The organism is Kocuria sp. 2SI (genome assembly GCF_005502825.1).
Taxonomy (GTDB): Bacteria; Actinomycetota; Actinomycetes; order Actinomycetales; family Micrococcaceae; genus Kocuria; species Kocuria palustris.
Genome location: NZ_SCNB01000009.1, coordinates 85,881 through 111,098 on the forward strand (window position 1 = coordinate 85,881; position 25,218 = coordinate 111,098).

Genomic DNA, 25,218 nt, shown 5'->3' on the forward strand with positions numbered 1-25,218 from the left:
GACGGGTGCGGATCGCAGGACACTCTAGCAAGGCGGGCGCCGCCGCGATCCCGGGGGCGGCGCCTGTCGGGGGCCTCAGACCGCGACCTCCTGGTACACCGCGTAGAGGATCGACGGGTCGGGAACCTCCATGATGCGGGGACGGGCGATGCCGTCCAGCACCACGAAGCGCAGCAGGCCGCCGCGGGTCTTCTTGTCCCGCTTCATGACCTCCAGCAGCTTGGGCCACTGGTCGAAGCGGTAGGCGACCGGCAGCCCCAGGGACTCCAGGATGCTGCGGTGGCGCTCCACGACCTCGTCCGAGAGCGTGCCGTTGGTGCGGCCCAGCTCGGCGGCGAACATCATGCCGACCGAGACGGCGGCGCCGTGGCGCCACTGGTAGCGCTCGTTCTGCTCGATCGCATGCCCCAGGGTGTGGCCGTAGTTGAGCATCTCGCGCTCCCCCGCCTCCCGCAGGTCCCCGGAGACGACGCCCGCCTTGACCCGGATGGTGCGCTCCACGAGCTCGCGCAGCACGGGTGAGGCCGGGTCGGTGGCCTCCTCCAGCTGCTGCTCGATCAGCTCGAGGATCCGCTCATCGGCGATGAACCCGCACTTGACCGTCTCGGCCATGCCCGTGAGCAGCTCGTTGCGCGGCAGGGTGGACAGCACGTCGAGGTCGCACAGCACGCCGGCCGGCGGATGGAACGAGCCCACGAGGTTCTTGCCCTCGGAGGTGTTGATCCCGGTCTTGCCGCCCACCGCGGCATCGACCATGCCCAGGAAGGTCGTGGGCACGTGCACCACGCGGATGCCGCGCAGCCAGGTCGCGGCCACGAAGCCGGCCAGATCGCTCACCGCTCCGCCCCCGACCGAGACGATGGCGTCGGTGCGGGTGAAGTCGGCCTGGCCCAGAGCCTGCCAGCAGAAGCCCGCGACCTCCAGGCGCTTGCCCTCCTCGGCATCCGGGATCACGGCCTGGAAGGCCTGGTAGCCCTCCCCCTGCAGCTGCTCGACGACCACCTGGCCGTTGGCCTCGAGGGCCTGCGGGTGGATGACGAGCACCTTCTGGACTCGGCTGCCCAGGATCTCGGCCAGGTGGCCCATCAGGCCTCTGCCCACGAGGACCTCGTACTCGTCCTCGGGGCGCGAGCCGGTCACGGGGATGCGTGTGGTGGTCATGGCTCTCCTTCGCTGTGCGCTCCGCGCGACGAGGCGCGTCACGAGCGGTTCGTGCGGTGGTCTGTCTCGATGGACTCAGCCGGCGGCCTGGCGGCGCAGGGCCTGGATCTCCTCGTGCAGGTCCTCGGCGATCCTGGAGATCGGGCGGTTGCCGCTGGCGTCCAAGCGGATGTCCGCCAGGGCCTCGTAGGTGTCCCGGCGCTGCGCCATCAGATCGCGCCAGCGCTGCACGGGGTCTCCCTTGAGCATGGGGCGGTTGCCCGCCCGACGCAGCCGGCGGCGCACGGAGCGCTCGTCGATCTCCAGGTAGGCGACCATCTGGTGCTGCAGCAGGGCCTCGACCGAGGCCGTCATGGGAGCGCCGCCGCCCAGCGAGATGATCGAGTCGTCCAGCGACTCGTCCTCCAGCAGCTCGGCGATGGTCTCCGCCTCGATCCTGCGGAACTCGTCCTCGCCCCGGGCCTCGAACAGCTGCGGTATCTGCCCGTGGCGCTGCACGATCAGCGAGTCCGAGTCGGCGTAGCCGTAGCCGTAGCGCCGGGCCATGTACTTGGCCAGGTGCGATTTGCCCGCGGCCATGGGCCCGATCAGCACGACCGGGCCCTGGGAGGGCCCCAGATCCGCCTGCGGATCCGGGGCCGCGGGAGGACGACGTCGGCTCACGCGTTGCGCTCCGGCGCAGGCCCCTCCGTGCCCTCGAACGCGCCGAGCTCGCCGCTCGAGCGCAGCGCCTCCGGGATGGCGGCCAGGTAGGCGTCCTTGTTGCGCACGGTCTCGGCGATCGAGTCGCCGCCGAACTTCTCGAGCGCGGCCTCCGCGAGCACGAGCGCGACCATGGCCTCGGCCACCACGCCGGCGGCCGGCACGGCGCAGACGTCCGAGCGCTGGTGGTGGGCCCGGGAGGCATCGCGCGTGGCGATGTCCACGGTGCGCAGCGCCTTGGGGACGGTCGCGATGGGCTTCATGGCAGCCCGCACGCGCAGGACGTCTCCGATGGACATGCCGCCCTCGATGCCGCCCGCGCGGTTGGAGACGCGGTGCACGCGGCCGTCATCGCCGATCATGATCTCGTCGTGGGCCTGCGTGCCGGGACGCGCGGCGGTGAGGAAGCCGTCGCCGACCTCCACGCCCTTGATCGCCTGGATGCCCATCAGCGCACCGGCCAGGCGCGAGTCCAGGCGGCGGTCCCAGTGCACGTAGGAGCCCAGGCCCGGAGCCAGTCCGTAGGCCAGGACCTCGACGACGCCGCCGAGGGTCTCGCCGTCCTTGTGCGCGGCGTCGACGGCCTCGACCATCTTCGCCGAGGTCTCGGCGTCGTGGCAGCGCAGCGGATCGGCGTCCAGGGCCTCGACGTCGCCGGGCACCGGGCGGGCCGCGTCGATCGGGGATTCGACGCCGCCCACAGCGGTCGTGTGCGAGACCAGGCCGACGCCCAGGGCCTCGAGGATCGCAGCGGCCACGGCGCCCAGGGCCACGCGCGTGGCGGTCTCCCGGGCAGAGGCGCGCTCGAGCACCGGACGGGCCTCGTCGTGGCCGTACTTCTGCATGCCGGTGAAGTCGGCGTGACCGGGACGCGGGCGGGTGAGCGCGGCATTGCGGGCGCGGCCCTCGAGCAGCGCAGGGTCCACAGGATCGGCGGACATGACCGTCTCCCATTTGGGCCACTCGGTGTTGGCGATCTCGATCGCCACCGGACCGCCCTGGGTCAGGCCGTGGCGCACGCCGCCCAGCAGCCGCACGCGGTCCTGCTCGAACTTCATGCGCGCGCCGCGGCCGTAGCCGAGGCGGCGTCGGGCCAGCGCGGCCTGGATGTCGGCCGAGGTCAGGCTGACCCCGGCGGGAACGCCCTCGATGATGCCCACGAGGGCTTCTCCGTGGGACTCACCAGCACTCAGCCAGCGCAGCATGTTCAGCCTCTCTTCGTCCTGGGCTCCTCGCGCGGTCGCGGGAGCATGTGGGTGATTCCTCGGCGTTCGTGCCGAGCGCAGCTCGTGCCCCGAAGGGGCTCAGGAGCTGCGCAGGACCGCCTCGGCCAGCTCGGGCCGCCCGGCGGCGGTGCACAGGGCGCGGATCACCGCGTGCTCCTGGGGCAGGGTCTGGTCGATCGAGCGACCGGTGAACAGCCGGATCTGATCCAGTGCCTGCAGCACGAGCATATCCAGCCCGGGGACCACCGTGCCCCCTGCCCGCTGCCATGCCCGCGCCAGCGCCGAGGGCCAGGGGTCGTAGGCGGCATCCAGCAGGGTTCCACCGGTGCTGCGCCCGGGCACCGAGGCCAGCTGCGCGGCCAGGTCATCGGCGCCGTGCGGCGGCAGGGTCGAGACCACCAGATCCGATCCGGCCAGATGCTCCGCCGCGGCGTCCCAGTCCCGGATCCGCAGCGGCAGCCCGAGGCGCTCAGCGGCCTCGACCGCGCGCCCGGCGCGCTGTGGCGAGCGGACCCACAGCTCGATCTCCTCGGCACCCAGCTGCCGCAGGGCGGCCAGGGCCGCCGTGGCCGTCCCGCCGCCGCCGAGCACCGAGGCCCGCGCACCCTCCGGAACCGCGCCGGCCGCCCGCAGCGACGCAGCGATCCCGGCGACGTCCGAGTTGTGCCCCAGCAGGGAGCCGTCGGAGCGCGGGCGCAGCGTGTTGACCGTGCCGACGGCCGCCGCCTGATCGCTCAGCTCGTCGGCCAGCTCGGCGGCCTCCGACTTCAGGGGCATGGTCACCGACATCCCCTGCCAGGCCGGATCCTGGCGCAGCAGCGCGATCTGCCCGGTGAGCTCGCCCTCCTCGAGGTCGTAGGCCCGATAGTCGATCGCCTCCCCCAGCACCCGGTAGGCGGCCTCGTGCAGCCGAGGCGACAGGGAGTGGCCGATCGGATGGCCGGCCACCCCCGCGTGGGCAGTGCTCACTGACACTTGTCCTCGTTCTCGGAGCACCACTGCTGGTACTCGTCGACGTTCTCCGCGTGCTCCTCGAGCGTGGAGGCGAACTTCGTCTCACCGGTGTCGAGGTTGACCGTGACCCAGTAGTAGTAGTCGTTCTCCGCCGGGTTGGCCGCCGCGTCGATGGCCTCGGTGCTCGGCGAGCCGATCGGGCCCACGGGCAGGCCCGGGTTGGCGTACGTGTTGTACTCGTTCGACTTGTCCTCCTTCTCCTCCTCGGAGATGTGGACGGTCGTCTCGCCCAGGCCGTAGGCCACCGAGGCGTCCGACTGGATGAGCCCGCCGGTTCCGGCGTCCGGGTTGTCCAGGCGGTTGTAGATCGCTCCCGCGACGTCGTCGTAGATGTCCGGCACGCCCTCGAACTCGACGATCGAGGCCACGGTGAGGATCTCGAACTCGTCCTCCTCGGTCACGCCTGCGTCCTCGAGCGCGCTGTTCGTGGAGTCGACCATCTCCTGGAGGATCTCCTCCGGGGTAGCATCCAGCGGGAAGCGGTACTCGCCCGGGTGCAGGTAGCCCTCGATCGTGGGGAACTCGTCCGAGATGCCGTACTGCGTGGGATCCTCGGCAGCGTCCTCGAAGTCCTGCACCGAGTGCCCGGTGGACTCGGAGAGGATCTGGAACGTCTCGTCCATGCGGACCGTGCGCGGGACGGCGGCGTAGTCGGTCGCCTCCTCCTCCTGCATCAGCCTCGAGACGGCGGCCTCCGAGCTCATCTGACGATTGAGCTCGTACTCCCCCGGCTGCACGAAGTCGCCCGCATGGCCCTCGTTGAAGACCTCCATGAAGCGCTCGCCGTCGGCGACGATGTCCTCCTCCTCCAGAGTGACCGCGATCTGTTCGACGGTCGCGCCCTCCTGGACGGTGAAGGTCACAGGGTCCTGGCCCTCGCCGCGGTAGTCGTGGCGCTCGAACCACCCGAAGGTGGAGCCCAGCACGGTCACGGTGAGCACCACGGCCACGGTGAACAGCGCGATGGCCCCCAGCAGCGACATGTTGTGCTTCTGGGTCAGCCGACGCAGCTCTTCCGGCGATCGGTTCTCGGCCTCGAAGGCCCCCGCGATCTCGCGCGATTCGCGCCGCGGCCCCCCGCTGGTGCCGGCCGAGTCCTCGGTGTGCGCGTCAGTGCGCGGGTCCTGGTCGCTCACGACAGGTCTCCCTCCGGATGGGCGGTCGTCTCCGCGGAGGCGACCGTGGTCTGGTGTGCTCCGGAGCCGGCGTCGGCTCCGTCAGCGGGGGGAACCTCCACTCCGGCCGGCCCGCCGGAACGATGGATCATGGACAGTGCGGCCTCGAGGATGGTGACCGCCGCCTGGCGGTCCACCTTGTCCCGATGCTCGCGTCGGGACACGCCCGCTTGGAGCAGGGCGCGATGGGATTCGGCGGAGCTCCAGCGCTCGTCGAGCATGCGCACGGGCACCGACCAGCCCTTGGCCGCCAGGCGCCGCTGCAGCCCCTGGGCCCAGGCGATCGCCGCGCGCGTGGAGTCGGTGTGCCCGCCGGACATGGCCAGCGGCAGCCCGACGACGACCTCGACGACCTCGTGCTCGTGGACCAGGTTGGCCGCGAGCTTGATGTCGAAGCCCTTGCGGCGGTCCCGCTCGAGCGTGGTCAACGGGGTGGCCAGGATGCTCTCGGGGTCGGACAGGGCCACGCCCACGCGCACGGTGCCGACGTCGACGCCCAGGCGCCGACCCGGCCGGATGGCCGTCGGCGCCTGCGCGCTGAGCTGTTCGGAGGACACGGCCAAGGCCTCAGGCCCCTGCTCCGGTGCGCAGCTCGGCCTGGATGGCCTCGAGCGCAGCCCCGGTGCGGGCGGGGTCCTGGCCGCCGCCCTGGGCGAGGTCGTCCTTGCCGCCTCCGCCGCCGCCGAGCACGCCTGCGGCGGTGCGCACGAGCGCCCCGGCCTTGGCTCCGGCCGCGCGGGCGGCCTCGGTGGTGGCCACGAGCACGAGCGGACGCCCGTTGGAGGCACCGGTCACGGCCACGACGGCGGCACGATCATTCAGGCGCCCGCGCAGGTCCAGGGCCAGTGCACGCAGGTCGTCCGCTCCGGAGACCTCGCCCATGTCGTGGGCCAGCACCGTCAGCGAGCCGATCTGCTGTGCCTGATCCAGCAGCGAGCCCGCCTGGGCCTGCAGCTTCTCGCGGCGCAGCTCGCCGAGCTGGCGCTCCGTCTCCTTGAGCTTGTCCAGGGTCGACTGGAGGCGCTCGGGCAGCTCCTGCGAGGACTGCACCTTGAGCATGTCGGTCAGCTGGCTGACGAGCGTGCGCTCGGCGGCCAGGTGGTTGAACGAGTCCAGGCCCACCAGGGCCTCCACGCGCCGGTTGCCCGAGCCCACGGAGCCCTCCGAGATCAGCGACAGCGAGCCGATCTGCGCGGTGTCATCGACGTGCGTGCCGCCGCACAGCTCGCGCGACCACTCGCCGTTCATCTCGACCACGCGCACGACGTCGCCGTACTTCTCGCCGAACAGGCTCATGGCGCCCAGGGCGCGGGCCTCATCGAGCGGCATCTCACGGGTGAAGACCTCGTGGTCGTCGTGGATCACGGCGTTGGCCAGGCCCTCGACCTCCTGCTTCTGCGCCGTGGTCAGGCCCTCGCCCCAGCTGAAGTCGAAGCGCAGGTAGCCCTCCTTGTTGAAGGAGCCGCGCTGGACAGCCTCGGGGCTGAGCACCTCGTGCAGCGCCGCGTGGACGATGTGCGTGGCCGAGTGCGCCATCTCGCCGTCGCGGCGGCGGCGGACGTCGATCGCGGCCGTGACCTCGGCGCCCACGGCGACCTCGCCGGAGACGACCTTGCCGCGGTGGACTGACAGGCCCTTGACGGGCTGCTGGACGTCCGCGACCCGGATCACGAAGCCGTCGCCGGAGATCGTGCCCGTATCTGCGGCCTGGCCGCCGGACTCGGCGTAGAACGGGGTCGTCTCGAGCACGACCTCGACCTCCTGGCCCTCGGAGGCGGCCGGAGCCGTCTGCCCGTCCACGAGCAGGGCGCGGATCGTGGTCGCGGTGGAGAACTCGTCGTAGCCGGTGAAGATCGAGCCGCGCTGCTCCTGCAGGGCGCGCAGCACCGAGAGGTCCTCGAAGCCGCCCTTCTTGGCCTTGGCATCCGCGCGGGCGCGCTGGCGCTGCTCCTCCATCAGGGAGCGGAAGGCCGTCTCGTCGACCGCGACACCGGCCTCAGCGGCCATCTCGAGGGTCAGGTCGATCGGGAAGCCGTAGGTGTCGTGCAGGGCGAAGGCATCGGCACCGCCGACCGACTCGCCCTGGGCCTTGGCCGCGGAGACTGCCTGGTCCAGGCGAGCCGTGCCGGACTCGATCGTCTTCAGGAACGCCTTCTCCTCGGCGTAGGCGATCCGGGAGATGCGCTCGAAGTCGTCCTTGACCACCGAGTAGACCTTGCCCATGACCTCGGAGGAGGCCGGCAGCAGAGTCGGCAGGCACGGCTCGGTCACGCCCAGCAGGCGCATGGCGCGGATCGCGCGGCGCAGCAGGCGGCGCAGGATGTAGCCGCGGCCCTCGTTGCCGGGCACCACGCCGTCGCCGATGAGCATCAGCGAGGAGCGCACGTGATCGGCGACCACGCGCATGCGGACGTCGTCCTCGTAGCCCTCGTCCCCGGGGTTCTCGGAGCCGCGGTACTTGCGGCCGGAGAGCTTCTCGGCGGCGTCCAGGACGGGACGGACCTGGTCGGTCTCGTAGAAGTTCTCCACGCCCTGCAGCAGCATGGCCATGCGCTCGACGCCCATGCCGGTGTCGATGTTCTTCTTGGGCAGTTCCCCCAGGATCTCGTAGTCCTTGCCGCTGCCCTCGCCGCGCTGGTACTGCATGAACACGAGGTTCCAGATCTCGATGTAGCGGTCGTCATCCGCGGCGGGGCCGCCCTCCTTGCCGTAGCGGGGGCCGCGGTCGTAGAAGATCTCGGAGTCGGGACCGGCCGGGCCCGGCTGGCCGGTGTCCCAGAAGTTCTCCTCCTTGGGCATGCGCTGGATGCGCTCATCCGGCACGCCCACGGTCTCGCTCCACAGCGCGTAGGACTCCTCGTCGTGCTCGTAGATCGTGATCCACAGCCGCTCGGGATCCAGCCCGAAGCCGCCGTTCTCCACGGAGCTGGTCAGCAGCTCCCAGGCGAACGGGATGGCCTTCTCCTTGAAGTAGTCGCCGAAGGAGAAGTTGCCCGCCATCTGGAAGAACGTGCCGTGGCGGGCGGTCTTGCCCACCTCGTCGATGTCGAGCGTGCGGATGCACTTCTGGACGGAGGTCGCGCGGTCGTACGGCGCCTGCTCCTGGCCCAGGAAGTACGGGATGAAGGGGACCATGCCCGCGATGGTGAACATCGAACCGGGCGCGGTCGAGACCAGGGACGCCGACGGCACGACCGTGTGTCCCTTCTCCTCGAAGAAGCTCAGCCAGCGCTCGGTGATCTCGTGGGTCAGCATGTTGTCCTCTTGGTCCTCTGGAATCGTGTCGGTCTGTGGGGGAATCGGCAGGAGCCGATCCGTGCGTCGCGGGTCAGGACCCGCCGCGGGAGCTCTCGACAGTCGCGTGGTCGTCGTGCTCGATGATCGTCTGCTCGTCTGCCCGGGGCCCGGGCTGGAGCTCAGCTGCAGCGCGCCCGCTCAGCCGCTCCGCCGCAGCCTCGCTGCGGCTTCCTGCACCGGAGCCGCCGAGCTGATCCCGCAGCTCGGTCTCGGCCTGGTCCATGCCCGCGCGGATGTCCTGGACTACGCGCAGCACGCGTGTGCCCAGCCGGTTCTCCCGCACGGGCACCTCGAGGCCCTGATCCGCCGGCTCGACGGCGCCGCGCCCGCGCTCGACAGCCTGGGCGAGCGCCTGACGACCGCGGTCGCTGCCGACGGCCCGACCGGCGCCTGCGCCCACGGCGGCGCCGGCCGCCAGAACGGCGAGCCTGGTCAATGCGCTCATGCGTGGGGTCCTTCCGCGTCTCGGCGCTCGGGCTGGTCGGCCTGGTCGGGATCGCGCCGTGCTGAGCTGCGCTCGACGGACTCCCCGGACATGCTCTCACCCTGGGGCCGCTGCGCGGATGAGGCGCCCGTCTCGGGGCTGTCGGAGGGCGAATCCGTATCCCACTCCGTGCCCTCCCACCAAGCGCCGCCCTGCTCGCTCACGGGCATCCCATGAGCGGGGGCCGTGCGTCCCGGCACGGACTGCTCATCGCGCGGGAAGGAGCCGGCGTGATCGGTCGGTGCCGTCTCGGTGCGATCCAGATCCTCGGCGGCACCCGGGCGGGCGGCATGCTCGGCCTCGCGGGCCCTGCGGCGCTCCTCACGACGGGCCCGCACGGCATCGCCGCTGAAGGCCCGGCGCACGCCGGAGGAGAACGCGGCCGTCTTGATGATGGGCTGGCCCACGGTCGAGGCCACCAGGGAGGTCATGGCCGACATGCTCGCCGAGGCGTCCGAGACGCTGTCGGTGATGACATCGACCTTCTCGAGCTGCGAGTTGGTCGTGGCGACCGTGCGCGTGACCTCCTCGAGCAGCGGCTCGGTCTCGTCGTTGAGGTCGCGGATCAGGATCCGCAGCTCATCGAAGACGCGGCCCAGCTTGACGATCGGGACCGCCAGCAGAGCGACGAGCACTGCGAACACGCCGGCGGCGATGAGCCCGGCGATGTCTCCTCCGGTCATGTGATTGGAGTGCTCCTTGCTCGGCGACGGCAGAGATCGGGAGAACCTGCCCTGGGCCGCACGTCCCGACGACGGCCGGAAGTCGGCGGCAGGGCGTGCAGTGCGGGTCCAACTGTAACCAAAAGGTCACGATCGTCGCGGCCAGCTGTGATGAGGACTTCGTGGCGTCCGCTGAAGACGCGACCCAGCACCCTTCCGTCCGATGACGCGCCGCCCCCTCCGCGACCAGCGCATACAAGTGTGTACTGTGAGCTGCACCACACCGGAGAACCGGTGTTCAGCTCTCGGATCAAGGGGGATCCATGCACCGCACCACACCCTCCCGCGCGCCGCGCGGCGGCGCCCAGACGCCGACGCCCGTCCGCAGCCGCTGTCGCTCCCGCGCCGTCGCGGCACTCATCGCCACCTCGGCCATGGCACTGACGTCCTCCGGGGGGCTGCTGCCCGCCTACGCCGCACCCGCCGCCGAGACGGGCGAGCAGCGCCAGCTCGTGCTCGCCGCAGAGGGCGTCAGCGCCGCTCAGGCCGTCGCAGCGATCGAAGCGGCCGGCGGCGAGGTCGCCGAGCGCAATGACGCGATCGGCCTGTTCACCGTCAACGGCCCCTCAGATCTGGACGAGCGCCTGGAATCCTCCGCCGCCATCGCCGGCACCATGGACGATCACGTCATCGGCTACACCCCGGATGCCCAGGCGCAGCACCGGCGCAAGGACACGGACGAGGTCGAGCGCGCCCGTGCCGACCGCCCGGCGGTGAAGGCCGACCCCAAGAACCGACGGGTGCCGCCGGGACAGGCGAAGAAGCGCCCCGAGCCCACGACCACCGCCGATGACCCCCTGCGCAGCCGGCAGTGGAACCTCGACATGATCGATGCCGACCAGGCCCACCGCACCCAGACCGGCGAGGGCGTGCGGGTCGGCGTCATGGACACCGGAGTGGACGGCACGCACCCGGACATCGCCCCCAACCTCAACACGGGCCTCTCCCGCAACTTCACCACCGACATCCCGGAGATCGACGGCGCCTGCGCCGAGGATCCCGACGGCTCCTGCGAGGACGGCAGCACCGTGGACGAGGGCGGTCACGGCACCCACGTGGCCTCCACGATCGCCTCCCCCATCAACGGGCTGGGCATCGAGGGCGTGGCCCCGGGCGCAGAGATCGTGAACCTGCGCGTGGGCCAGGACAGCGGCTACTTCTTCCTGGAGCCGACGCTCGAGGCCCTGACCTATGCCCCCACCGCGGGCGTGGACGTGGTCAACATGAGCTACTACATCGATCCCTGGGCCTTCAACTGCACGGCCAACCCGGCCGACAGCCCGGAGGAGCAGGCGCAGCAGCAGCTCACGATCGAGGCCACCAACCGGGCGCTGCGCTACGCGAAGACCCACGGGGTGACGCTGATCGCCGCCATGGGCAACTCCCACATGGACCTGGGCAACCCGCAGGTGGACGACTCGAGTCCAAACTTCCCCGAGGGCCAGGCCCGTGAGCGCACGATCGACAACTCCTGCCTGGACATCCCGACCGAGGGCGACGGCGTGCTGAGCGTCTCCGCCGTGGGGCCGTCGGGGATCAAGGCGGACTACTCCAACTACGGCACCGAGCAGACCACGGTCGCCGCCCCGGGCGGGTACTTCCGCGACTACGACGGCACCCCGCGCGGGCGCCAGCCCGGAAACATGATCCTGGCGGCCGTCCCGGCCGTCGTGGTCCGGGAGATGGGCGTGCTGGATGAGAAGGGCGAGTCCACGGACCCGTTCATCGTCAGCGAGTGCGACGCCGCCGGACAGTGCGCCTACTACGAGCACATGCAGGGCACCTCCATGGCCGCCCCGCACGCCACCGGAGTCGCCGCGCTGATCATCGGCTCCCAGGGCCAGCCCGATCGCCAGCTCGGCGGGGTGAAGCTGCAGCCGCACCGCACCGAGAAGCTGCTCGAGCTCTCCGCCCACGAGAAGGCCTGTGACGCCCCGGTGGTCTCCTATCCCGGGCGCGATGCCTCCTACACGGCGCCGTGCGAGGGCACCGCGGAGTTCAACGGGTTCTACGGCTCCGGGATCGTCAATGCCGCCAGCGCCGTGAGCCGCACGCCGCACAAGCACTGAAGATCGCCTCCGTCCCGGTGAGCCGCTGCGCGGCTCACCGGGACCAGACATGACGAAGGGCCCGCACCGTCCGAGGAGGGTGCGGGCCCTTCCGCCGACCGGACGGCCGCAAGAGCAGCCGACCGGGTGCAGGCCTGGATCAGGCCATGCGGGCGTAGTACTCGACCACGAGCTGCTCTTCGCAGGTCACGGGGATCTCCGAGCGCTCCGGCAGGCGGGTGAAGGTCGCCTGCAGCTTGTCGATCGCGACGTCCAGGTAGGCCGGGGTGTCCGGGAGGACATCCTGGTGCGCGCCTGTGGCGGCGACCTGGAACGGAGCCATCTTCTCCGAGCGCGAGTGCACGTGGATCATCTGGCCGGGCTTGACCATGAACGACGGGCGATCGACTCGCTGGCCGTCGACCATGATGTGGCGGTGCACGACGAGCTGACGGGCCTGGGCCATGGTGCGGGCGAAGCCGGCACGCAGGACCAGGGCATCGAGACGGGACTCGAGCAGGGTCAGCAGGTTCGTACCCGTACGGCCCTCGCGGCGCTTGGCCTCGACGTAGGCGCGGTGCATCTGCTTCTCGCGGATGTTGTACTGCGCGCGCAGACGCTGCTTCTCGAGCAGGCGGACCTTGTAGTCCGAGTCCTGCTTGCGACGGGCACGGCCGTGCTCGCCCGGACCGTACGGACGGCGCTCGAAGTACTTCTCGGCCTTCGGCGTCAGCGCGATGCCGAGGGCACGCGACTTGCGCACCTGGCGGCGCGCGCGATTGGCGTTGTTGGACACGATGGTCCCCTTTCATGCGGGCGCTGCGGATCCGGCACAGCAGTGCTGCGGTCCGCAGTGCATTCTGTTCGGCACGGCCTCCGTCACGGCATCTTTCCGTGCGGAGAGCTGGGGATCAGCCGCAATCCCCTCACGCTGCAGGTCACCTGCTCGAGCTCCCGGGTCCGTGCGGTTGGGACACGTCCGAGGTGCGCGAGGCAGGGCCTTGCCGGCCGACGTGTCAGCCTACCAGCTCGGGCGCCCCCGAACGGGGACGCCCGAGCCGGCAGGTCAGGAGGAGCTGGAGATCACAGGACGTCGTCGTCCATCCAGCCCAGGGTGCGCTCCACGGCCTTGTCCCAGTTGCGGGCCAGGCGCTCGCGCTCCTTCTTCTCCATGGTGGGCTCCCAGCGCTTGTCCTCCTCCCAGGCGGCGGCGACGTCGTCGATGCCGTCCCAGAACCCGACGGTGATGCCGGCCGCGTAGGCAGCGCCCAGCGCGGTGGTCTCGATGTTCTTGGGCCGGATCACCGTGGTGTTCAGCAGGTCGGCCTGGAACTGCATCAGCAGGTCGTTGGCGCTCATGCCGCCGTCCACGCGGATCTCCTTCAGCGCAGCGTCGGCGTCGGTGTCCATGGTGAGCACCACGTCGCGCGACTGGAAGGCCGCCGCCTCCAGAGCGGCCCGGGCGATGTGGCGCTTGTCCACGTAGCGGGTCAGGCCCACGATCACGCCGCGGGCGTCCGGGCGCCAATGCGGGGCGAACAGGCCCGAGAACGCCGGCACGATGTACGCCCCGCCGTTGTCCTCGACGTCGGCGGCCAGCGTCTCGGTCTCGGAGGCCGAGGAGATCAGGCCCAGGTTGTCGCGCAGCCACTGCACGAGCGAGCCGGTCACCGCGATCGAGCCCTCGAGGGCGTAGACGGGCTTCTGGTCCTCCATCTGGTAGGCCACCGTGGTGATCAGCCCGTTGTCCGAGCGCGTGAGCTCCGTGCCGGTGTTCATGAGCACGAAGTTGCCCGTGCCGTAGGTGTTCTTGATCATCCCGGGCTCGAACACGGCCTGCCCGAACGTGGCCGCCTGCTGATCCCCCAGGATGCCCGCGATCGGCACGCCGTGCAGCAGGCCCCGGCGACGGACCTCGCCGTAGACCTCGAGCGAGGAGCGGATCTCCGGGAGCATCTTCACCGGCACGCCGACCTTCTTGCAGAGGTCCTCGTTCCAGTCGAGGGTGTCGATGTTCATCAGCAGCGTGCGCGAGGCGTTCGTGACATCGGTGATGTGCACCGAATCCGGCTTGCCGCCGGTCATGTTCCACACGAGCCACGAGTCGATCGTGCCCGCGAGCAGCTCGCCCTTCTCGGCGCGCTTGCGGGCGCCCTTCACCTCATCGAGGATCCAGGCCATCTTGGGCCCGGCGAAGTAGCTGGCCAGGGGCAGGCCGGTGCGCTCCCGGAACAGCTCCTCGCCGTGCTTGTCGGCCAGCTCGTCCACGGCCTTCTGCGTGCGGGTGTCCTGCCAGACGATCGCGTTGTGGATCGGCTTGCCGGTCTCCTTCTCCCACACCACCGTGGTCTCGCGCTGGTTGGTGATGCCCACACCTGCGATCTGGTCGGAGGAGATATCGGCATCGGCCAGGGCATCGCCGACGACCTTGCGGACGTTGCGCCAGATCTCCTTGGCATCGTGCTCGACCCACCCGGCGCGCGGGAAGATCTGTTTGTGCTCCAGCTGGGCCGAGGAGACGGCCCGGCCCTTCTGGTCGTAGACGACCGCCCGGGTGCTCGTGGTGCCCTGGTCGATCGAGATGACGTGGGTCTTCTCCGGATCCAGCCCCTTGCCGGAAGACCCGTTCGCCGAGGACTTCGCGGAGGCCGACGTTGCCGCCCTCTTCGGCTTGGGGCTGGTGCCCTTGCCCGCCTTCTTGGCCGAGCCGCTGCTGCGCCTGCGCTCGTCCTTGGTCTCGGCTTCTGCCTTCTTGCTGCTCTGGGACATCGTCGTCTCCTGGGCTCGGATCCCCTCGGGGACCGCTGGTGGGGTGGGCCGTGTTCGATGGCCTGCGGATGGGTCGGGACGGGGCATGGGCCCCGGGGGCGGAGGGGTCAGACCATGGCGCGCACGAGCAGCCCGGCCAGGACGGCGCCGATCAGGGGCCCGGCGATCGGGACCCAGGCGTAGGACCAGTCGGAGCCGCCCTTGCCCGGGATGGGCAGCACGGCATGGGCGATGCGCGGACCGAGATCGCGGGCGGGGTTGATGGCGTAGCCGGTGGGCCCGCCGATGCTCGCGCCGATGCCGACCACGAGCATGGCCACGGCCAGCGGGCCGAGCTCGGAGGGGGTCTCGCCGAAGACGAGGATCACGGCCACCAGGACGAAGGTGGCGATGACCTCGGTGATCACGTTCCACGGGGCGGAGCGGATCTCCGGGCCGGTGGAGAACGTGCCGAGGATGGCGCCGGGGTCATCGGCTGCGTCGTAGTGCTTCTTGTAGGCCAGCCAGACGAAGACCGCTCCCAGGAACGCGCCCAGGATCGTGGACACGAAGTAGACCGCCGTGGAGGCCGCGCTGACGGCCACGCCGGGGGCGTACTCCTCGGCTCCGGAGACGAGCAGCCCCATGGTCATGGCGGGGTTCAGGTGCGCCCCCGAGGCCCAGGCCAGGTAGACGCCGGCGAAGACGCCCAGCCCCCAGCCGAAGCTGATCAGGAGCCAGCCGCCGTCGTGGCCCTTGGTCCGGGGCAGCAGGACGTTGGCCACCACGCCTCCGCCCAGGATGATCAGCACCGCTGTGCCGACTATCTCCGAGAAGAAGACCTGGCTGAGGCCGATCTCGGCCGCCTCCTGCGCCTGCGGCAGCAGTGCCTGCCCGTGGATGCCCATCATGGATCAGTCTCCGATCGTGTCGGCGTCGCGGTCGCGCGCCCCGTGCTGGTCGTCGCCGTGGACGGTGCGCACGCGCAGCCCCTCCACGACCGGTTCGGCGGACTCGCGAGCGTGCTCGGCCGCCGGGTCGTCCTCGGTCCGTGCCGCGGCGTCCTCGGCGGCGCTGCGGGAGCGGTAGGCCTCGACCTCCCGATCGCGGCGCTGGCCGTCCCAGCCGAGCTCGGCCGCGGCCAGATCCGCGATCTCATCGACGGCGGCATCGCCGTGATGGGGTGCGGAATAGGTGAGGCGGGTGCGCGTGTCCAGAAGGTCCTCGAGGTGCAGTGCGCCCTCGGCCCGGCAGGCGTGGACGATCTCGGCGCGCAGGTGGACCGGTGCGCCCTCCAGAGGCCGCTCCAGGGACGGGTCCTCCTGGATCAGCGCCAGCACGGCATGCAGGTCCGAGCCGTACCGGGCGATCAGGTCGTTCAGGCGCTGCTCGGTCCAGATCTCCGGGTCCTGGGAGCCGGCGCGCAGCTCCTCGAGCAGCAGCGGGATCCGCGCGCGCAGCCCGAAGACGCCGTCGGCGCCGTGGAGCAGCGTGCGGTCCGTGATCGAGGGGCGCTTCTGCGCCTCCTCCTCGCCCAGGGCCAGGTCCACCGCGTCCTGGGCCATGATGCGGTAGGTGGTCAGCTTGCCGCCGGCGATGCTCACGAGCCCCGGCACCGGCTCCATCACCGTGTGCTCGCGCGAGACCTTGGTGGAGGCGGTCTCCTGGCCGTCGCGGGTCACCGGCTGCAGCAGCGGGCGCAGGCCGGCGTAGACGCCGATGACGTCGTCGCGGGTCAGCGGATCCGCAAGCACCTGGTTCGCGTGCTCGATCACGTAGTCGATGTCCGCCCCGGTGGCCGCGGGGGTGTCCAGGGACTGCTCGTAGGGGGTGTCCGTGGTGCCGATGATCCAGTGATGCGCCCACGGGATCACGAACAGCACGGACTTCTCCGTCTGCAGGATCAGCCCGACGTCGCCGCGGATCCGCTCGCGCGGCACCACGATGTGGATGCCCTTGGAGGCCAGCACCTTCAGTCCCGCATCCGCTCCGCTGAGCTCCTGCAGGCTCTCCGTCCACACACCGGTGGCGGAGATGACGGTCGAGGCGCGCACCGGGAACTCGCGGCCGGTCTCCTTGTCCCGCACCAGCGCGCCCACGACGTTCTGCCCGTCCTGGAACTCGTCGTCCTCGCGCAGCAGGTCGATGACCTCTGCGCGGTTGGCCGCCAGGGCCCCGTTGGCGGCGGCCGTGCGGATGAGGGTGAGCACCAGCCGGGCGTCGTCGACCTTGGCGTCCCAGTACTTGAAGGCCCCGACGGAGGCGTCCTCGCGGAAGTCGGGGAACTGCTCGAGCACCTCCTCAGTGCTCAGGTGCTCGCGCTTGGGCAGCGAGGTCACCTTGGAGTTCAGATGCGCGAGGGTGTCGTACAGGCCGATGCCCGTGCCCACGTACGGGCGCTCCCAGCCGCGGTGCAGGGGGTAGAGGAACGGGACGGGCTCCACCAGGTGGGGGGCCAGCGTGTACAGCAGCCGCTCGCGCTCCCCCAGCGCCTCCGCGACGAGCTTGACGTCGAGCTGCTGCAGGTAGCGCAGGCCGCCGTGCACCAGCTTGGAGGACCAGCGCGATGTGGCCCCGGCCCAGTCCTGGGCCTCGACGATCCCCACCCGCAGGCCGCGGGTGGCCGCATCCAGGGCGATGCCGGCGCCGGTGACCCCGCCGCCGACCACGAGGATGTCGAGCTCGGGGCCGTTCTCCATCTGCTCCAGGGCGCGAGCGCGGGAGTCGGGGTTCAGCGCAGATCGGTCGGTGGTGAAGGTGCTGTTCGCCATGGGGTCTTCCTCTCCTCCCGTCACGCGGTCCGCGCGAGCTCGATGCCCGATACCCGGCGTCCCATGTGACGATAGTCATAATTGGGGATCACGTGGTGCGCAACGCCGGTCAGGGGCCGTCGCGGATGATGCCGCGCAGCTTGCGCGTGCGCTGCTGCAGGTCTCGGTCATGGCCGTAGGCGGTGGGCAGGTAGTAGTCCCGGCCCACCAGCTCATCCGGCGGGTACTGCTGAGCAGCCACGGCGTTGGGGGCATCGTGGGCGTACTGATAGCCGCGTCCGTGGCCCAGCGACTGCGCGCCCGGATAGTGGGCATCGCGCAGGTGCGTGGGCACGGGACCGGCCTTGCCCGCGCGGACATCGGCGATGGCCTGGTCGATCGCCAGGTAGGAGGCGTTCGACTTGGGGGCGGTGGCCAGCAGGACCGTGGCCTGCGCCAGCGGGATCCGCCCCTCCGGCATGCCGATCAGCTGCACGGCCTGGGCCACGGCCACCGCCGTCTGCAGGGCGGTGGGATCTGCGGTGCCGATGTCCTCCGAGGCGGAGATGATCAGCCGCCGGGCGATGAACCGGGGGTCCTCCCCGGCCTCGATCATCCGGGCCAGGTAGTGCAGCGAGGCATCGACGTCCGAGCCGCGGATCGACTTGATGAAGGCCGAGATGACGTCGTAGTGCTGATCGCCGTCGCGGTCGTAGCGCAGCGCTGCCCGGTCCATGGCCTCCGTGGTGTGCTCGACGGTCACCTCCGGGACTCCACTGGCCCCGGGCGTCTCCGGATCGGCCCCCTCCGTCGCCGGCTCGCCGTCGTCCTCGGCTGCGGCGGGCGGATCGGCGTCCCGTGCGGCAGCCCCGGACAGCGCGACGGCCGCAGCCGCCTCCAGCCCCGTCAGGGCCTTGCGTGCGTCCCCTCCGCACAGCTCGAGCAGGTGCTCGCGCGCCCGCGGCTGCAGGGTGACCGCGCCGTCGAGACCGCGCGGATCGTCGACCGCCCGGTCGATCAGCTCCCCGATGTCCTGCCTCTCCAGCGGCTGCAGGGTCAGCAGCAGCGACCGGGACAGCAGCGGGGAGATCACCGAGAAGGACGGGTTCTCGGTGGTCGCTGCCACGAGCACGACCCATCCGCGCTCGACGCCGGGCAGCAGGGCGTCCTGCTGGGCCTTGGTGAAGCGGTGGATCTCGTCCAGGAACAGGACGGTGGTGCGCCCGTGCAGGTCCCGGTCCTTGAGCGCCTGGTCCATGACCCGGCGGACGTCCTTCACGCCGGCGGTGATGGCCGACAGCTCCACGAACTTGCGGTGCGGACCGCGAGCGATGACGTGGGCGATCGTGGTCTTGCCGGTGCCGGGCGGTCCCCACAGCATGATCGAGCTGGGTCCGGCCGGGCCGGTGTCCTCGCCGGCCAGCACGCGCAGCGGCGAGCCGGGGCGCAGCAGGTGCTTCTGGCCCACGACCTCGTCCAGGGTGCGCGGGCGCATGCGCACCGCCAGTGGAGACGGCGAGCGGCGCCCTCCTGCTCCCGAGCGGGCGGCCCCGCGGCTCTGCGAAGGCGCGGCGACGGACTCCGGGTCCGGATCGGGGTCCGGCTCCGGCTCGAGATCGAACAGCGAGGTGTCTGTCTGGCTCGTCACCCTCTCAGGCTAGGGACGGCCTCCGACACCGCAGGCGCGACGGCCCATCGCGCCCATGGGCTCGCAGCGCGATCACGGCCGACGGGGACCGCAGGAAGACCCCTCAGCCGCGCCGCGGCCGGCCGAGCTGCTCTGAGTCCAGGATCAGGGTCACGGGGCCGTCATTGACCAGGCTGACCTGCATGTCCGCCCCGAACTCGCCGGTGGGGACCTCGAGCCCGAGCTCGCGCAGCCTCTGCGCGTACGCCTCGACGATCGGCTCCGAGGCCTCGCCCGGGGCCGCCTGGGACCACGACGGACGCCGACCCTTGCGGACGTCGCCGTAGAGGGTGAACTGGCTGACCACCAGCACCGGAGCGCCCAGATCCGTGCAGGAGATCTCGCTGCGCTCGTGATCGGACATGATCCGCAGACCGGCCGTCTTCTCGGCCAGGGCGGCGGCCGTCTCGGCATCGTCGCCGTGGGTCACGCCCACGAGGGCCACCAGGCCGGGGCCGACGAAGGACCCGACCGTCCGGGGGCCGTCGGAACCGGCAATCGTGACGGAGGCGCCGCGCGCTCGCTGCAGGATGACTCGCATGACGCCCAGTCCATCACGATCCTGCGACCGCCCGCGATCTCAGCTGCTGGGCACCAGGCGGTGCTCCCGGGCCCACTGCTCGATCAGGCGGACGGTCTCGGGCATGTGCTCGCCGGAGGCCATCTCGTGATCGGCACCGCGCATCATGCGAAGCTGCGCGCCGTCGCCCAGCCGGCGCGCGGTCGCCTTGGCGATGCCCGGGGCCACGCAGCGGTCCTCCGTGCCGCCCACCACCAGCACCGGGCTCTGGATATCCGCCGGATCCACTGCCGAGGCGCGCGCCCGATCGAGGAACCACAGGCTCATCTCCCGGTAGGCCCGTCCCGACTCTGCGCAATGCGCGCGATGACGCTGCGCGTTGTCCTGACGGTCATGGACGTTGGCGATCCGCCTGTCGAAGGTCTCCAGCGACACCGGCCACATGGGTCGGCTGAGCAGCCAGGTGAACGCATGGGGCCCCCACAGCCGCAGCATCGACGGGTAGAGCGCGAACATGCCCCGGCTGGGCGCCGGGGACAGCAGCACGACGCCGGCGTTCGGCACCCGGGCAGCCAGCAGCTGAGCGAGCAGCCCGCCGAGCGAGTGGCCCAGGATGATCGGGGCGGTCTCCATCTGCTCGACCTCGCGCTGCAGGTCATCGACGTAGTCGGTGAGGCTCAGCGCCCGCACCTTCTGCGCCAGATCCCACACGTCGTGGGTCTGCGGCGTGCCGTGATGGCGCAGCGTGGGCGTGTGCACGCGCAGCCCGAGCCCGCGCAGCTCATCGGCGAACGGGCCCCAGCCTTCGCCGCTGCCCCACGTGCCGTGGATCAGGATGATGTCCTGCTGGGCCATGCTCGGCTCCTGTCGTGGTGGTCCTGGCGCGGCGGGCGGACCCGCTCAGCCCTCGGTCGGCGCCGAGGGCTGCTCGCCCTGATCCTCGCGGACGTCCTCCGCAGCGGCCGCCTTCTTCGCCTGCGGCTCGGGCTTGGCGTCCACGCCCGCCTCCTTGCGCTGCTGCGCGGTGATGGGCGCGGGCGCGGCCGTCAGCGGGTCGTAGCCGTTGCCGGTCTTGGGGAAGGCGATGACCTCGCGGATGGAGTCCGCTCCTGCCAGCAGGGCGATCACGCGGTCCCAGCCCAGGGCGATGCCGCCGTGAGGGGGCGCGCCGAAGGAGAAGGCGTCCAGCAGGAAGCCGAACTTCTCCTGGGCCTCCTCCTCGGACAGCCCCATGACGCGGAAGACCCGGTCCTGGACGTCGCGCTGGTGGATGCGGATCGAGCCGCCGCCGAGCTCGGTGCCGTTGAGCACGATGTCGTAGGCGTAGGCCAGGGCCTCGCCGGGGTTCTCGTCGAACGTGTCCAGGTACTCCGGGCGCGGGGAGGTGAACGCGTGGTGCACGGCGGTCCACGCTCCGGAGCCCACGGCGACGTCGCCGGAGGCCACGGCGTCGGAGGCCGGCTCGAACATGGGGGCATCGACGACCCACAGGAAGGCCCAGTCGTTCGGGTCGATCAGCCCGGTGCGGTGCCCGATCTCTACGCGCGCAGCACCCAGCAGGGCGCGAGAGGGCTTGGCCTCTCCCGCGGCGAAGAAGATGCAGTCGCCGGGCTGCGCGCCGGTGGCCTGGGCCAGGCCGGCCTTCTCCTCGTCGGTGATGTTCTTGGCCACCGGACCCGAGAACTCGCCATCCTCCTTGTACAGGATGTAGGCCAGTCCCTTGGCACCGCGCTGCTTGGCCCACTCCTGCCAGGCATCCAGCGTGCGCCGGGGCTGGGAGGCGCCGCCGGGCATGACCACGGCACCCACGTACGGGGCCTGGAACACGCGGAACGGGGTGTCCTTGAAGTACTCGGTCAGCTCGGTGAGCTCCAGGCCGAAGCGCAGATCGGGCTTGTCCGAGCCGTACTTCTCCATGGCCTCGGCGTAGGTCATGCGGCGAATGGGGGTGGGGACCTCCACGTCGATCAACGACCAGAGCGCCTTGACGATGGCCTCGCCGAGCTCGATCACGTCGTCCTGCTCGACGAACGAGGCCTCGATGTCCAGCTGCGTGAACTCGGGCTGGCGGTCGGCGCGGAAGTCCTCGTCGCGATAGCAGCGCGCGATCTGGAAGTAGCGCTCGAGACCGCCGACCTGCAGCAGCTGCTTGAACAGCTGCGGCGACTGCGGCAAGGCGTACCAGGAGCCCGGGGCCAGGCGCGCCGGCACCAGGAAGTCGCGGGCGCCCTCCGGGGTGGAGCGGGTCAGCGTGGGCGTCTCGACCTCCAGGTAGTCCTGCTGGTGCAGCAGCTCGCGCACCACGCGCGAGGCCTCCGAGCGCAGCCGCATGATGCGGGCCGGCTCCGGGCGGCGCAGGTCCAGGTAGCGGTACTTGAGGCGAGCCTCCTCGCCGACCTCCACGTGCTCGTCGATCTGGAACGGCAGCGGGGCCGCGGTGTTGAGCACGGTGACGGTCTCGGCGATGACCTCGATCTCGCCCGAGGGCAGGTTCGGGTTCTCGTTGCCCTCCGGGCGGCGCTCGACGGTGCCCTGGATCTGCAGCACGAACTCGTTGCGCAGCGGGTGGAAGTCCTTCTCATCGCGCACGACCACCTGGGCCACGCCGGAGGCGTCGCGCAGATCCAGGAAGGCGACGCCGCCGTGGTCGCGACGACGGTCCACCCAGCCGGTCAGGGTGACGGTCTCTCCGATGAGCTCGGCGTTCAGCTCGCCGAGTCGATGAGTGCGCAGCACGTGGGACTTCCTTCTGGTCGTGGTCGTCGTGGGGCCTCTCCGACGGGATGCGCCGACGGCCTCTGCGGTGTCCGAGGGCGACAGCCGGCCCCGGGCCCGTTCATGGCGGGTTCACCGGGGATCTGTAGCGTCGCCGCCGTCGAGTCTACAAGCCGGGGATGACGCTCGCCCCACGGACCCGGCCCCACCGCCGCGCCGCCCAGGAGATCCGTGAACGCCTCGCCTGCCCAGCCTCCCGCCGCCTCCCCCGCACACGATCCGGACGAGCTCGCCCGCAGGCTGGGCACCTCCGACGCCGCCGTCATCGGCGTGGGATCGATGGTCGGCGCGGGCGTCTTCGTGGCCTTCGCCCCGGCCGCCGCGCACGCAGGCTCGCTGCTGCCGGTCGCGCTGCTGCTGGCGGCCGTCGTGGCCTGGTGCAATGCGACCTCCACGGCTCAGCTGGCCATGGTCCACCCGAGCTCCGGGGGCACCTACGTCTACGCGAACCGCCAGCTGGGGCAGTGGGCGGGCTTCACCGCCGGTTGGGGCTTCGTGACCGGCAAGACCGCCTCGGCCGCCGGCATGTCGATGGCTTTCGGCCTCTACGCCGCCTCTCTGCTCGGGATCGACGACGCCGATGCCGCAGCCCGAGCCCTGGCGGTGGCCGCGATCGTGGTGCTGACCGGTGTCAATCTGGGCGGGATCACCCGCACCGCCGGGCTCACGCGGATCCTGGTCTCCGTGGTCCTGCTGATCCTGGCCGTCGTGGCGGGTCTGGCCGCAGCCGCCCTGAGCGCGAGCACGATGTTCGGCGCGGGTCCTTCGGTGCAGGAAGGCGGGGGCGGTGCCCTGGGCGTGCTGCCCGCTGCGGGTCTGCTGTTCTTCGCCTTCGCCGGCTACGCCCGTGTGGCCACCATGGGCGAGGAGGTCCGGGACCCGCAGCGCACCATCCCGCGGGCGATCCTGGGGGCGCTGGCCTTCGTGCTCGTGGTCTACCTGGTGCTCGCTGTCCTGCTGCTCGGGCTGCTGGGGGCAGGAGGGCTGGCGGCGTCGTCGGCACCGTTCCTCTCGGCCTCCCAGGAGATCTCCGTCCGGCTGGGACTCGGCGACGGCGCGGCGACGGCCCTGTCCGCGGCGGTGACGGTCGCGGCGGCGGCCGGGGCGCTGGGCGCCCTGCTGGCCCTGGTCGCCGGGATCTCGCGCACGACCCTGGCGATGGCGCGAGAGCGCGACCTGCCGGGGTACCTGTCCCGCATCTCGGGACGGCAGGTGCCGTGGGCCTCGGAGCTGACCACCGCCGTGGTCGTGATCGCGCTGATCGTCCTCACCGACCTGCACACCGTGATCGGCTTCTCGTCCTTCGGCGTGCTCGTCTACTACGCGCTGGCCAACCTCTCGGCGCTGACCCTGCACGAGCGCCCGCGCTGGGCGCCCAGGGGCCTGAACATCGTGGGCCTGATCGGCTGTCTTCTGCTGGCCTTCTCGCTTCCGTGGCAGTCCGTGGTGGTGATGCTCGCGATCTTCGCCGTGGGCTTCGCCGGGCGGGCCCTCGTGCTCAGTCGCCGGAGCTGACCGGCGCGCCGACCGACGGGCGCAGGTCCTCAGTCGGGGGCATCCACGAGGCCGGATCGGCCGGAACCTGCTCGCCGGAGCGGATGTCCTTGACCTCGTGGGTCACCGCGCCGGACTCGTCGCGGGTCGAGAACCAGACGAACGGGATGCCGCGGCGATCCGCGTGGCGGATCTGCTTGCCGAACTTGGCGGCCGAGGCCGAGACCTCGCAGGAGATGCCGCGGGCGCGCAGCTGCTGGGCGACGTCCTGGGCCTCGGACCAGGAGTCCTCGTCCACCAGGGAGATCAGCACGGCGGTGGGCACCGAGCGCGAGGCCTCGGCCAGGCCCTGCGAGAGGATGCGCGAGACCAGGCGGGTCACACCCACCGAGAGCCCCACGCCCGGGAAGGTGCGCTTGCCGGAGGAGGCCAGCGACTCGTAGCGACCGCCGGAGCACACCGAGCCGAGCTTCTCGTGGCCGACCAGCACGGTCTCGTAGACGGTGCCGGTGTAGTAGTCCAGGCCGCGGGCGATCGACAGGTCAGCCACGAGCTTGCCGGGAGCGCGGCGCACGGCCTCGGCGACGACCTCCTCGAGCTCGGCCAGGCCCTCGTCGAGCAGCTCGTCCTGGACGCCGAGGGCGCGGACCTGCTCCACGAAGGAGGCGTCCTCGGTGCGGATGCTCGCCAGCTTCAGCGCGGCGTCTGCCTGATCCTGCGTGGCGCCCACGTTCTCGATGAGGTTCGCCGCCACGGCCTGGGCGCCGATCTTCTCGAGCTTGTCGAGCTCGCGCAGAACGGCGGGGGCATCCGACAGCCCGATGCCGCGGTAGAAGCCCTCGGCGAGCTTGCGGTTGTTGACCCGCAGCACGAACTCCGGGATGGGCAGCTTGGACAGGGCGTCGATGATCACCAGGGCCATCTCGACGTCGTAGCGGAACGGCAGTGCGCCGTCGCCGACGACGTCGATGTCCGCCTGCGTGAACTCGCGGGCGCGGCCCTCCTGAGGGCGCTCGCCGCGCCAGACCTTCTGGATCTGGTAGCGGCGGAACGGGAAGTTCAGGTGCCCGGCGCTGTCCACGACGTAGCGGGCGAACGGCACGGTGAGGTCGAAGTGCAGCGCCAGCTGGCCCTCCTTGGGACCGCCGTCCTCGTCCTCCTGCAGACGGGAGACGCCGTAGACCTCCTTGTCGATCTCGCCCTTGCGCAGCAGCTGATCCACGGTCTCCACGGCGCGGGTCTCGATCGAGGAGAAGCCGTGCAGCTCGAAGGTCTCCCGCAGCGTGTCGAGCACGTGCAGCTCCACGAGCCGCTCCTGCGGGAGCCACTCGGGGAAGCCGGAGAGGGAGGTCTTGCTGGCCATGGGGCGTCGTCTCCTGAGGATGCTGAAGGGGGTGGGCACACAGTACGGGACC

General features: G+C 71.2%; 19 protein-coding genes and 1 pseudogene. 2 read left to right on the forward strand and 18 right to left on the reverse strand.

Translation table 11 applies throughout. The features are described 5' to 3' along the window. Window positions 1–75: 75 nt before the first annotated feature. From aroB to FFS25_RS13755, 9 genes and pseudogenes are all read right to left on the reverse strand, one after another. Entirely contained in the window at window positions 76–1,161 is a 1,086-nt protein-coding gene (aroB, locus tag FFS25_RS07030) for a 3-dehydroquinate synthase (RefSeq protein ID WP_006213280.1), read from the reverse strand. Between the two features lie 75 nt (window positions 1,162–1,236). Further along, window positions 1,237–1,824, reverse strand: coding sequence for a shikimate kinase (locus FFS25_RS07035; RefSeq protein ID WP_137802367.1), 588 nt, complete (start codon window positions 1,822–1,824; stop codon window positions 1,237–1,239). Beyond that, window positions 1,821–3,068 carry a chorismate synthase gene (gene aroC / locus FFS25_RS07040; RefSeq protein WP_137802368.1) on the reverse strand — a complete coding sequence of 416 codons (1,248 nt, stop codon included), beginning with the start codon at window positions 3,066–3,068 and terminating at the stop codon, window positions 1,821–1,823. The genes FFS25_RS07035 and aroC overlap by 4 nt, the downstream gene beginning before the upstream one ends. A gap of 99 nt (window positions 3,069–3,167) precedes the next feature. Continuing rightward, complete coding sequence (locus FFS25_RS07045; protein ID WP_137802369.1) at window positions 3,168–4,058, reverse strand: shikimate dehydrogenase; 891 nt, start codon at window positions 4,056–4,058, stop codon at window positions 3,168–3,170. Then, complete coding sequence (gene mltG / locus FFS25_RS07050; protein ID WP_006213284.1) at window positions 4,055–5,239, reverse strand: endolytic transglycosylase MltG; 1,185 nt, start codon at window positions 5,237–5,239, stop codon at window positions 4,055–4,057. The genes FFS25_RS07045 and mltG overlap by 4 nt, the downstream gene beginning before the upstream one ends. Next, a complete protein-coding gene (gene ruvX, locus FFS25_RS07055) occupies window positions 5,236–5,835 on the reverse strand; it encodes a Holliday junction resolvase RuvX (protein ID WP_137802370.1) in 600 nt (199 codons plus the stop codon). The genes mltG and ruvX overlap by 4 nt, the downstream gene beginning before the upstream one ends. Before the next feature lie 10 nt (window positions 5,836–5,845). Then, window positions 5,846–8,533, reverse strand: coding sequence for an alanine--tRNA ligase (gene alaS, locus FFS25_RS07060; protein ID WP_137802371.1), 2,688 nt, complete (start codon window positions 8,531–8,533; stop codon window positions 5,846–5,848). Between the two features lie 73 nt (window positions 8,534–8,606). Beyond that, a complete protein-coding gene (locus tag FFS25_RS07065) occupies window positions 8,607–9,020 on the reverse strand; it encodes a hypothetical protein (RefSeq protein ID WP_137802372.1) in 414 nt (137 codons plus the stop codon). 383 nt (window positions 9,021–9,403) lie between these two features. Then, a pseudogene (locus FFS25_RS13755) lies at window positions 9,404–9,742 on the reverse strand (DUF948 domain-containing protein); the annotation flags it as partial. 302 nt (window positions 9,743–10,044) lie between these two features. Between FFS25_RS13755 and FFS25_RS07075 the strand changes: the two are divergent. Beyond that, window positions 10,045–11,850, forward strand: a complete 1,806-nt coding sequence (locus FFS25_RS07075) for a S8 family peptidase (protein WP_137802374.1) — start codon at window positions 10,045–10,047, stop codon at window positions 11,848–11,850. A gap of 139 nt (window positions 11,851–11,989) precedes the next feature. Here FFS25_RS07075 and rpsD read toward each other — a convergent pair whose 3' ends face one another. From rpsD to aspS, 8 genes are all read right to left on the reverse strand, one after another. Continuing rightward, window positions 11,990–12,625 carry a 30S ribosomal protein S4 gene (gene rpsD, locus FFS25_RS07080; protein ID WP_006213290.1) on the reverse strand — a complete coding sequence of 212 codons (636 nt, stop codon included), beginning with the start codon at window positions 12,623–12,625 and terminating at the stop codon, window positions 11,990–11,992. Window positions 12,626–12,912: 287 nt separating this feature from the next. Then, window positions 12,913–14,598 (reverse strand): glycerol kinase GlpK, encoded by a 1,686-nt coding sequence (gene glpK, locus FFS25_RS07085; RefSeq protein WP_137802375.1) that lies wholly within the window; start codon window positions 14,596–14,598, stop codon window positions 12,913–12,915. A gap of 107 nt (window positions 14,599–14,705) precedes the next feature. Beyond that, entirely contained in the window at window positions 14,706–15,488 is a 783-nt protein-coding gene (locus FFS25_RS07090) for an MIP/aquaporin family protein (protein WP_137802376.1), read from the reverse strand. Window positions 15,489–15,491: 3 nt separating this feature from the next. After that, complete coding sequence (locus FFS25_RS07095) at window positions 15,492–17,348, reverse strand: glycerol-3-phosphate dehydrogenase/oxidase (protein ID WP_137802377.1); 1,857 nt, start codon at window positions 17,346–17,348, stop codon at window positions 15,492–15,494. Window positions 17,349–17,457: 109 nt separating this feature from the next. Further along, window positions 17,458–18,975 (reverse strand): replication-associated recombination protein A, encoded by a 1,518-nt coding sequence (locus FFS25_RS07100; RefSeq protein ID WP_137802378.1) that lies wholly within the window; start codon window positions 18,973–18,975, stop codon window positions 17,458–17,460. A 103-nt stretch (window positions 18,976–19,078) separates the two neighbouring features. Beyond that, entirely contained in the window at window positions 19,079–19,555 is a 477-nt protein-coding gene (gene dtd, locus FFS25_RS07105; protein WP_137802379.1) for a D-aminoacyl-tRNA deacylase, read from the reverse strand. A gap of 39 nt (window positions 19,556–19,594) precedes the next feature. Next, window positions 19,595–20,389 (reverse strand): alpha/beta hydrolase, encoded by a 795-nt coding sequence (locus FFS25_RS07110; RefSeq protein ID WP_006213296.1) that lies wholly within the window; start codon window positions 20,387–20,389, stop codon window positions 19,595–19,597. Between the two features lie 45 nt (window positions 20,390–20,434). After that, window positions 20,435–22,270 carry an aspartate--tRNA ligase gene (gene aspS, locus FFS25_RS07115; protein ID WP_137802380.1) on the reverse strand — a complete coding sequence of 612 codons (1,836 nt, stop codon included), beginning with the start codon at window positions 22,268–22,270 and terminating at the stop codon, window positions 20,435–20,437. A gap of 210 nt (window positions 22,271–22,480) precedes the next feature. Here aspS and FFS25_RS07120 point away from each other — a divergent pair, with 210 nt between their 5' ends. After that, window positions 22,481–23,824 (forward strand): APC family permease, encoded by a 1,344-nt coding sequence (locus FFS25_RS07120; RefSeq protein WP_137802381.1) that lies wholly within the window; start codon window positions 22,481–22,483, stop codon window positions 23,822–23,824. Here the strand turns inward: FFS25_RS07120 and hisS are convergent. After that, entirely contained in the window at window positions 23,808–25,166 is a 1,359-nt protein-coding gene (gene hisS, locus FFS25_RS07125) for a histidine--tRNA ligase (RefSeq protein WP_137802382.1), read from the reverse strand. The two genes, FFS25_RS07120 and hisS, sit on opposite strands and share 17 nt — an antisense overlap. Between the last annotated feature and the right edge of the window lie 52 nt (window positions 25,167–25,218).